The sequence below is a fragment of the Leptolyngbya sp. FACHB-36 genome (assembly GCF_014695955.1).
Taxonomy (GTDB): Bacteria; Cyanobacteriota; Cyanobacteriia; order Leptolyngbyales; family Leptolyngbyaceae; genus FACHB-36.
On sequence record NZ_JACJPG010000316.1, the window covers coordinates 1 to 10,290 of the forward strand.

Below are 10,290 nucleotides of genomic sequence, written 5' to 3' on the forward strand. Positions count from 1 at the left end.
CTTCGGATACGTGCATCCGAGGTTTTCCTGGCGGAAATCTGAAGTTTTGAAGCAGTGGTTAGGCACTGGCTTCGCTGTCTCTAGTAAGAAGGGACGCGATCCACCTGAGGCACATCCGCGTTGTTGAGCCGCGATCGAAAGTCGTCGATCGTGGACTGTAAGCCTTCGCGCAGCGGCACAGTTGGCTGCCATCCCAACCACTCTTGCGCCCGGGTGATGTCGGGTTTGCGACGCCGGGGATCATCCTGCGGCAGCGGCTCGAAGCGAATTTCTTTGCCCGCGTCCACCATCTGCTGCACCACCTGCGCCAATTGCAGAATTGTGTACTCTTCGGGATTACCTAGATTGACTGGACCCGTGTGGTCGCCGTTCATCAGGCGCATCAGTCCTTCAACCAAGTCAGAGACGTAGCAGAAGCTGCGGGTCTGAGAGCCATCGCCGTAGATGGTCAGCGGCGCACCGTTCAGCGCCTGCACGACGAAGTTGCTGACGACGCGACCATCATTTTCCAACATTCGAGGTCCGTAGGTGTTAAAAATCCGGGCGACTCGAATCTGGACATCGTTTTGCCGATGGTAGTCAAACGCTAGAGTTTCCGCGACTCGCTTGCCTTCGTCGTAGCAGCTGCGGATGCCGATCGTGTTGACGTTGCCTCGGTAGTCTTCGGTTTGAGGATGAATTTCGGGATCGCCATAAATCTCCGACGTGGACGCCAGCAGAAATCGAGCTTTGACCCGTTTTGCCAACCCCAGCATGTTCAGCGTCCCAATCACATTGGTCTTGATCGTTTTGACCGGATTGAATTGGTAGTGAATTGGAGACGCTGGGCAGGCAAGGTGATAGATCTGATCAACCTCTAAACGAATTGGTTCTGTGACGTCGTGGCGAATTAGTTCAAAGTACGGGTGATCGAACCACTTCAGCACATTGCGCTTGTGTCCGGTGTAGAAGTTATCGAGGCAGATCACCTCGTGTCCTTCCAGCATCAGTCGATCGATCAAATGGGAACCAATGAAGCCTGCACCACCGGTCACTAAAATTCTCATAGCTACACGTCGTCTAGGGTGTTCTAAGTAAGCAACTCTAGGCTAGAGAGCGCTGCGATCGCATCGGTGCCGTCCTAAAGAATTGGACAACCGTGTTGCAACCGTCAGCAGTTTTGCGGATATGCCGTTTCCCTGAGTCTGAACTGCGTACCATTTCACGGTGATGCCTACGGAATCCTTGCTCTGAAACTCACTAGTTAATAGCAAGTTAACAAAGTTCAAGAATGGTCACCTCTAAAATCTAGAGAGTTCATAAAATCTTCAAGGGTGCCAGCGGATTTCACGCAGGCACCCTTGTTGTACGCCCTTAGACGAGCAAGACGCAGTCATCCCTAATGCAGCGGGCTACGGTTCCAGACGCAGCACTGCCATAAACGCTTCCTGAGGCACATCGACCGTGCCAATCGACTTCATGCGTTTTTTACCTTTTGCCTGCTTCTGCAACAGCTTTTTCTTACGGGAGATGTCGCCGCCATAGCACTTCGCCAGCACGTCCTTCCGCAGGGCAGGAATGTGCTCACTCGCAATCACCTTCGTGCCGATCGTTGCCTGAATCGGAATCTTGAACTGGTGGCGCGGAATCAGCTCCTTCAGCTTCTCGGTCAGGGCGCGCCCGACGCCATAGGCTTTATCGCGATGCACGATCGTCGCCAACGGATCAACCGGATCGCCGTTGATTAGAATGTCCAGCTTCACCAGCGGATTTTCCCGATAGCCAATCAGTTGGTACTCCATGCTGGCGTAGCCGCGCGATCGGGACTTCATCTGATCAAAGAAGTCAGTCGCAACTTCCGCCAGCGGCAGTTCGTAGATCAGCGTCGTACGTCCAGGTGTCAGGTAGCGCATGTCCTTAAACACACCGCGCCGAGTTTGGCTTAGCTCCATTAACGTCCCCACGTACTCTTCTGGGGTAATAATGTCGACCTGAACATAGGGTTCTTCAATTTTTTCTCGGTGCTGCGGGTCCGGTAGCCGACTGGGATTGTCGATCTCCAGCACCTCGCCTTTCATGGTTGTCACGCGGTAAACCACAGAAGGAGCCGTCGTGATTAGATCCAGGTTGTATTCTCGTTCCAGTCGCTCCTGCACAATTTCCATGTGCAGCAACCCCAAAAAGCCGCAGCGGAAGCCAAAGCCCATGGCGCTAGATGTCTCTGGCTCGTAGTTTAGTGCTGCATCGCTCAGCTTCAGCTTTTCCAGCGCCTCGCGCAAATCCTCAAACTGGTCAGCATCGGTGGGAAACATACCGCAGAACACCATTGGCTTGGCTTCTACGTAGCCAGGTAGTGGCTCCTTTGCTGGGGTGCTTGCCAGCGTGATCGTATCACCGACTCTCGCGTCTTCAACAGCTTTAATCGCCGCGGCAATGTAGCCCACTTCTCCAGCGTGGAGCGCCTCGACTTGCACCTGGTTCGGCGACAGCACGCCTACTTCATCGATCTCATATTCTTTACCCGATGCCATCAGGCGGACGCGATCGCCCTTCCGCACGGTGCCGTCCATAACGCGGAAGTAGACAATTACGCCTCGGTAGATGTCGTAGTAGCTGTCAAAGATCAGCGCTCGTAAAGGTTGGTCAACGGTATCCTGCGGTGGCGGAACGAGCGTGACGATCGACTCCAGAATCTCGTTGATGCCAATGCCTTCTTTTGCAGACGCCAGAATTGCCCCGCTGCAATCCAACCCAATCACGTCTTCAATTTCTTGTCTGATCCGCTCTGGCTCTGCGCCAGGCAAATCGATTTTGTTCAATACTGGAATAATTTCCAGGTTGTGCTCTAGCGCCAGATACACATTAGCGAGGGTTTGTGCCTCCACTCCTTGGGAGGCATCGACGACGAGCAAGGCACCTTCGCAGGCGGCGAGCGATCGTGACACCTCGTAGGAGAAATCGACGTGCCCCGGCGTGTCAATTAAATTGAGGACATAGGACTGACCATCCTCAGCGGTATAGTCCATCCGCGCTGCCTGAAGCTTAATTGTGATGCCCCGTTCTCGCTCCAGGTCCATGTTGTCGAGAAATTGCTCTTTCATCTCTCGTGCGTCAACCGTTTTTGTTACCTGAAGCAAACGGTCCGCCAACGTTGACTTGCCGTGGTCGATGTGGGCAATGATCGAAAAGTTACGAATGCGAGAGACGGGTACGTCTGTCATGGACTCTGCTCTACGAATGACTGAATCAACTTGCTAGCGGCTTTCAACGGTCCAATCGTCTGTTAGCTCTGCACGGCGGCACAAACTGGAGCCGCGATCGAACTGGGGAAGCTCTAAGCTTTGCTTAAAGTATTGTAATGCGTTCTTGAGGGCAGTATCAGGTACTCAAGCAGGTGACTTTGCTTTAGAGAATGCCGAGGCGGAACGAACCTTGTAAAATTTACAAGAAGGGATGAGGTTTTGTGCCATAGATCGATAGTAGCGATTTCTTAGAAATTGCTGCCTGCCTGTGCGACAGTGTAGGCTTAGCGAACTAGGCAGCCGAAACCCTAGCGCATTGTGTTTCCGACCACCCTCTGACTGCCCTTACCTATGAATGACTCTGCCGTCCACGCTCAGTCCGCTTCCGATAAGGTGGAAATTTCAGTCCACCTTGATGCTGAGTTGCTTGAGCAGATCAAACACCTGACGAATGACCCTAGTCGAGTGATTGAGGTCGCCATTCGGCAGTGGCTGCGGAACGAATCCAGCCGAGATGACGAGCTGACTCGTAACCTGCAGCGAAATCCTCCGGTACCCCCTAGAGGTGAATGGAATGACTAATTCAGAAGCACCTTCGCCTCAGAGGAACTTCGATTTCTTGAACGCATTCAGCAGATAGGTTGCTCTACTGTGTCACATCTGCGTGTATGGATTGCACGATCGCGCTGCTCTAAGTGACTCTTGTATGCCCACATTCATCCGCCTGTAGCCTAAACCCTGATGACTTCCTCTGCCCACTTTCAATCTTCCTTGCCAGAAGGCATAGCGTTTAACTCGAAGGAGCCTTCTCAAGACTATGCAGAGGCGTTGGTCTTTATTCAGGATAGCAATGGGCACTACGTATCGTTTCACTGGAATAAGGCTACCGAGTATAACATAACACCAGAGGCGCTCCTTGGTCATCCGATCGAAAGCATCTTTGCGCCTGTCGTTGCGGCTTCCTACCTTGAACGAATTCGTTACGTGTTAGACAGCCTTGCGCCCGATCAGTTTGCCTGCTACTTCCGCTGTGGTGACCAAACGCTGTTGTTTGATTTGGTTGTCAGTCCAGTGCTGGTTCCCGATCTCTCCCCGACCTTAGTCACCGTAGCAGGGCGGCTGATTTCTGCGCTAGAACCCTCCGCAGCGGTGCCGTCCTTAGAGCAGCCACCCGCATTGCAGCAATCAACGTTGCTCTACTCTCCGGTTGCGATGGCGTCCGATCGATATCAGAAACTACGGACGCAGATTGCCTGGAACATTCGACGCACATTAAATCTTCCAACCATTTGGCAGCAGACTGTAGCGGGATTGGGCAAAGCGCTTGACGTTAGCGGCTGCGCCGTTTGCCCCTATGAGCACCAAGCCACAACGGTAAACGTCGTGGCTGAATATTGCCAGGAGGCAGTTCCCTCGCTTCTAGGACAAGAGTTTCAGCTCGCAAGCACCTCCTACCTCAGTCGAGCGATCGAGACGCTGAAGCCTGTTTCGGTGCAAACGACCTCAACCCTAGGAACGATTGAACCCCAGTCGCTGCTCACCGTAGCAACCTGCTATCAGGACCAGCCAAACGGGCTGATTATTCTGCATCAGTGCGATCGTCCGCGCGTGTGGACCGATGCTGAGCTTGAATTTATGCAGGAGCTAGCCGATCAGGTAGGGACCGCGATCGCGCATGCGACTTTGGTTGCCGATAGCCAGTCGCTTGCCGCAGAACTACAGCGAGTTAACAAAAGCCTGCTGCAAAAGCATCAGGAACTTGAGGAAGCACGACAGCAGGCAGAAGATGCCTCACGGCTAAAAAGTGAGTTTCTCGCGAAGACGTCGCACGAGTTGCGCACACCGCTCAACGGCATGATTGGGTTTCTTAAGCTGATCAAAGAGGGCATGGCAGATGACCCCGTTGAGCAGGCAGAGTTTATTGATGAAGCGTATCGATCGGCAATCCATCTGCTAGACATTATCAATGACATCCTGGACATTGCCAAAATCGAAGCGGGAACGCTGGAAATCGAAATGAGTCCGGTCAAGCTAGCCGAACTGCTACACGATGTCGAAGGCTTTACCCGCAGCCAAGTCCATCAGAAGCAGTTGGGTTTCGAGATTCAAAGCCCTCCAACCGACGACGAGATTATTCTACACGCAAATTATAAGCGTCTTCTTCAGGTCATGTTGAATTTGGTGGGTAATGCCATCAAATTTACGCACGAAGGTGGGATCACGATCAGCGTTGAGATGATCAAGAAGAAGGTGACGGTGCAAAACCAGGAGTTTCCGGGAATGGTGAAAGTCCGCGTCGCCGATACAGGCATTGGAGTCTCCTTAGACATGCAGGACAGGCTGTTCCAATCCTTCAGTCAAGTTGATGGTTCTCGGACCCGCCAGTACGAAGGCACGGGCTTAGGATTAGCAATCTCTCAGAAACTCGTTGAGGCGATGGGGGGCGAGGTCAATTTTTACAGCTTGGGCGAGGGCTTAGGATCAACCGTGACCTTTACAGTTCCTTTGTTCCAGGAGCCCATTATGATCACCTCACAGGTCTGAACGTGTTAAGTCTGAACGTGTGATGTTGGCTACTAGCCATATCAGAACTACACACAGATCCCTCGATTTGCGATGGGATCTGCTCGGACTGTTTTTCAACTCCTGAATCACAACTTCATACTGAAACCTCTCTAGCAAACTCTTACTTTTGGAGTATGGGTTGTCGGCGTACTTTAACCAAGTAGCAGTATCTATTTAATCAAGAATCTAAGTATTCTCTTTAAGTAAACATGTGCAGTCGTGGAAGTAAGTCTAACGCTGTACGTGATAGCCGTATAAAAGATGTATACATCTGTCAGTACCATCTATCTTAATTGCTACACAATACTTCCTTGGGATGAGGAACACTTATCTAATTATTCTCAGTACTGAGTAATAGAAAGTATGAAACAAAAGTAGCTTTATTTGCTTAAAAGCAGTGTGTAATATCCTTATCTGCTAACGCTGTGCGACAACATACAATCAGCTAAACCTAGTAACATTGAACAAACTTTAAATCTGCTTTAAATATTGAACGCTTTCCTCATAGGGAATTCATAGAATTTGAGCCAGCATTGCCGTAGCTTCAGCGAGCTGATGGTTTAATCCCAACCAGTAGGACGTTAAATTGCTACTACGTAAGCACAAGAAAATGTATTGTTTGAGGTTAAAAATCACCTTATTAAGTTCAGCTATTTAGCGGATATTGAGCGATTTCTGGGAGTGTTAACTTTAGGGAATGAAACAGCGTTTCTATTTGAGTTAGTTGATGAACCAATCGACCATCAATTAACAAGAACTGGATCGAGGAATTCAAAGCTCTTCTCGCACTACCGTCAAGCAACTCCCGAAAATGAAACACGATTTAGAGTGTCAGCCCACAAGCTCTGAGGTGGGCGTTTATGAGTGTGAAATCCATCTCAAATTTAGACTGATTGAGGAAAAGGGTGCACTAGGCGATCGCGACCGGCTCCTAGAGCTTCTGCTAGACGCTTTCGCCTGCGGTATGGACGACTACCTAGAACCCATTCACGTTGCCGTTGACGCCCAGGAAATTCTAGAGGTTCAAGCCTCACCACAGATGCGTCGCCATTTGATTCGCCTGCGGAACTCAAAGGACTTGGCTTAGGGGCGAACTTGCTAACTACCTTGCTAACTACACTGATTCACTTAACAGGTGTTTAAGTTGGCAGGCAAGGTTGACAGACAAGGTAGAATTCGCTACTCTTATAAAGGTCTGGCAAACATGCCCCCATCGTCTAGAGGCCTAGGACACCTCCCTTTCACGGAGGCGACGGGGATTCGAATTCCCCTGGGGGTATTAAGAAAAGTTTTGGAGAGAGGGTCGCAAAATCCTCTCTTCAAAATTCTTTAAAGGGGGTTTCGACGGCTGGTTTAGCAGTGCCTCGTCTGCATGCTGCTGTACGAACTCCTTAGACTGGCGATCGTAAATCGGGCATCGCTTCTCAGTAGCGGCAGCCATGCGACATCTGTCTGCTTTGCTGCAGAAGAGGTGATATTGACCATTGAGCCGTTCTGCTCACTCAATAGGTGATTACCTGGTTATGAGCCGCCCAAACAGCTTTAATATCGCAGTTCAGATTGTCTAAGCGTTTGCCTAACTTTCTGTGATGGTTGCCGTTGTTTGCGTCACGGCACCGATGCGACACGATGCACCTCCAGTTTGCACGTCATTTCTCAGCAGTTCCATCGCGTCGCCAAGCAATGGAACGAGTGTGCACAGTTTTTTGTCAACCTAATTTTCTACAAACTCTCGAAGCGTTGCCTCGATCGATCTTGGTTGCCAACCCAGTTCTCGTCGTGCTTTGCTGGCATCGACGCGGACGCAGCGATCGTAGACGTAATGGACTCGTTCGCGACTAAGCGGTGGTTGCCAAGAGAACAGACGCCCGATCGGGTCAAGCAGATTGCCCGCCAGCCGCACGAGGAATCGAGGCGCTTCAGCGGGAACAGGAACGCCCGATTCGCGGCTCAAGATTTCAAACATTTCGCGCGTGCTAAGGTCACCTGCAGAAAGAATGTACCAGTCACCGGGCTTGCCCTTCTCGGCTGCCAGCAGCATCGCCTCTGCCAAGTCATCGACGTGGACAATCCCTGTAATCCGAGAACCACCCGCCCACAGTTTCAGACCGCCCTTGAGAAATTGCTGCAACACTGGACCAAAGTGCGGATCGTCTGAGCCGAAGATGCCAGAGGGCAGCACACTAACCACGGGAAATCCTTCAGCCGCAAACTGGTCTACAAGTTGCTGAGCATCGTACTTCGTGCGATCGTAAGCTGACGAGAAATCAGTTTGCTCTCGCTGAAAGGTTTCATCGATCACACGTCCTTGCGTGTCCCCAAATACGCCGATCGTGCTGCAGTACACAAGCTTTGAGACACCTGCCGCACGCGCTGCTTCTAGCACCGTGCGCGTGCCCTGCACGTTCACCCGTGCCATTTCCGCTTCATTGACAATGCCTAGTTCCACATACGCTGCCGTGTGAAAGACCACATCAACTCCGGTCATGGCAGTTTTTAGGGCGTCAAAATCGCAGAGATCCCCATAGATCAGCTTCACTTGACATCCTGATAGACGAGATAGATCGCTTGATTTTCGGACTAGCCCGATCGTCTCATCTCCGCGCCGCTCTAATGCCTTGATTAAATGCGACGCTGTAAATCCGTTCGCCCCTGTGACAAATGCTTTCATCGCTGCAACACTGCTTTTGTGCGGGTAGTCGTACGATCGTACAGCCTTACACGAGTTTAATAATGCATGATTGTGGGTAAGGGAGTCGATCGTATGTAACGCTCGCACACGCTTCGCGATCGCAGCCCTATTAATTTCTTGGTTACTCTAGTCTACGGCTGGATGGCCAACCGTCCCTAGCCTAGAAGTCGTCATTCAGGTTGGACTTTGCTTTGCCTCACTCGACTTGACCAGAACTAACGTTGTTTAACTGGTAACAACGATCGACCAATCCCTCGATTGCGCCCAGCAGCTCCAATTGCGTCCAGTCCTGAAACAGGTGCGCCGCGATCGCGCAGCCGCCTGCCCCAACGCCTTCCTTCACAAAGCCGCGTTCATACGCCTGTAGCTGTGGGTAGCGCGATTCCGCGAAACTCAGTTGCGTTGCCAGCAGCGGCACCTTCACCAACCTTGCCAGTCCCACCGTATCGCCTGTTGGATCGTCAGCGACCCAGCGGGTCGTGCCAACGACAATCTGGTCGGGCTGCCAAGAATGCTGGTAGCGCTCCGCGATCGCGTGCAGCAGCGCGTATACTGCCAGCATTTGCGTTCCACCCGCCAGCAGCACTCCTACCGTACGACTCGCCGCGATCGCCATGCCTGCCACAACGATCTGCATTGGATCGCCAACTGCCGCTGCGATCGCCAAGGGGGCTGGGTCAGAGCGCGATCGACTAAGTCCTGCCTGCACCACGTCCCACTTTTGAGCATGATTGCAGGTGGAATGACTGCTGTTAACTTTTCCAGCCGCAGGAATTCCCAATCCCGTTAACACTGCCAGCGCTGTTGTCGTGCCCCCAACCACGCACTCCCCTAAAATGATGTAGCTGGAGGAAGCCTGCGCTGCCAGTTTCTCACCCCATAGGAAGCCTTGATGCAGCAAGTGCTCAACGATCGCAGGCTCCATCGCCTGCCCACTGCTGACACAGCGAGCAGGTGCCCCACCTAGCTCGATCGCGGGAATTGCGGGGGGATGCGGCAGTCCGGCATTGAACACCCAAACCGGAATTCGCTGTGCCTCAACGACTGCGCGCGAGATCAGCACTGGAGACGCTCCCAGCTGTAGCGGCGGCAGTGGATAGGCAGGCTGCGGCTGAGGACCATTCACCAGAAACTCCGCATCTGCGATCGCGGTGAACTGGCGATCGCCCGCCGTCACACCTGCGGCTGAGATGTCCGGAATTAATCCTGTTTCAGTAAAGCCAAGCACGCAGGCAAACAGTGGTGCACAGTGGCGATACCGTTGCAGCCAGCGCTGTCCCTGCTCGATTTGTGTGTAGACGCGTACGGAGGCCATTCGCTACTCGTAATCCATCAGCACCTGTACCCATTTGGGTGGGCGAGGAATCGGGTTGCCAAGGCGATCAAGGAGCAGCCAGGCGACCAAATGCACGGTAAACGCATACACGACGCGGCTGGCAATGATCATCACAACCACCGCTGCTTGCACCATGACCAGGCTGGGTTGAAACAGTAAGCCCAGCTTAATGAACAGCCACTCCAGCAGATCTGTCACTTGGTTTGTCGCGTACAGCCACAGATCCTCACCCAGCAGCATCGACGTCAGCCAGATGCGGAAAAAGAAGCCAACCGTTCCCAGCAGCGCCGCCAAGCCGATCGACACGCTCCACCGCGCCCTGCGTCGCCACAGCACTCCTAAAAGAACACCCATCAACCCATAGGGCATGAGAAACAAAATGCTGCGCGGCGGTCCCATCAGCACGCTCAGCAGCAGCCAAGACACCAGCGCTGCCATCCACGCAGAACGGCTTCCCCAACGCAAATACAGCAGCG

General features: G+C 52.5%; 8 protein-coding genes and 1 tRNA gene. 4 read left to right on the forward strand and 5 right to left on the reverse strand.

Going from position 1 to position 10,290, the window contains the following annotated elements; translation table 11 throughout:
* Positions 1-80 precede the first annotated feature (80 nt).
* The gene (locus H6F43_RS08695; protein WP_190342402.1) at positions 81-1,046 is read right to left on the reverse strand and encodes a UDP-glucuronic acid decarboxylase family protein; all 966 of its coding nucleotides are present in this window, start codon (positions 1,044-1,046) and stop codon (positions 81-83) included.
* A 345-nt stretch (positions 1,047-1,391) separates the two neighbouring features.
* Entirely contained in the window at positions 1,392-3,200 is a 1,809-nt protein-coding gene (gene lepA / locus H6F43_RS08700; protein WP_190342403.1) for a translation elongation factor 4, read from the reverse strand.
* A 372-nt stretch (positions 3,201-3,572) separates the two neighbouring features.
* Here lepA and H6F43_RS08705 point away from each other — a divergent pair, with 372 nt between their 5' ends.
* The 4 genes from H6F43_RS08705 (at position 3,573) to H6F43_RS08720 (ending at position 7,065) form a co-directional block, all read left to right on the forward strand.
* Positions 3,573-3,803, forward strand: a complete 231-nt coding sequence (locus H6F43_RS08705; protein ID WP_190342404.1) for a type II toxin-antitoxin system CcdA family antitoxin — start codon at positions 3,573-3,575, stop codon at positions 3,801-3,803.
* A 159-nt stretch (positions 3,804-3,962) separates the two neighbouring features.
* Positions 3,963-5,765: an ATP-binding protein gene (locus H6F43_RS08710; RefSeq protein WP_190342405.1), complete on the forward strand. Its 1,803-nt coding sequence runs from the start codon at positions 3,963-3,965 to the stop codon at positions 5,763-5,765.
* Positions 5,766-6,597: 832 nt separating this feature from the next.
* Entirely contained in the window at positions 6,598-6,873 is a 276-nt protein-coding gene (locus tag H6F43_RS08715; RefSeq protein ID WP_190342406.1) for an Npun_R1517 family heterocyst differentiation transcriptional regulator, read from the forward strand.
* A 119-nt stretch (positions 6,874-6,992) separates the two neighbouring features.
* Positions 6,993-7,065: transfer RNA gene (locus tag H6F43_RS08720), tRNA-Glu, on the forward strand.
* 435 nt (positions 7,066-7,500) lie between these two features.
* Here H6F43_RS08720 and H6F43_RS08725 read toward each other — a convergent pair.
* The 3 genes from H6F43_RS08725 to H6F43_RS08735 all read right to left on the reverse strand — a co-directional run.
* Positions 7,501-8,457 carry an NAD-dependent epimerase/dehydratase family protein gene (locus tag H6F43_RS08725; RefSeq protein ID WP_190342407.1) on the reverse strand — a complete coding sequence of 319 codons (957 nt, stop codon included), beginning with the start codon at positions 8,455-8,457 and terminating at the stop codon, positions 7,501-7,503.
* 217 nt (positions 8,458-8,674) lie between these two features.
* Positions 8,675-9,793, reverse strand: coding sequence for a nicotinate mononucleotide-dependent phosphoribosyltransferase CobT (gene cobT / locus H6F43_RS08730; RefSeq protein WP_190342408.1), 1,119 nt, complete (start codon positions 9,791-9,793; stop codon positions 8,675-8,677).
* Between the two features lie 3 nt (positions 9,794-9,796).
* Positions 9,797-10,290 (reverse strand): DUF2232 domain-containing protein (locus tag H6F43_RS08735; RefSeq protein ID WP_190342409.1); only part of this gene is annotated, 494 nt, incomplete at its 5' end.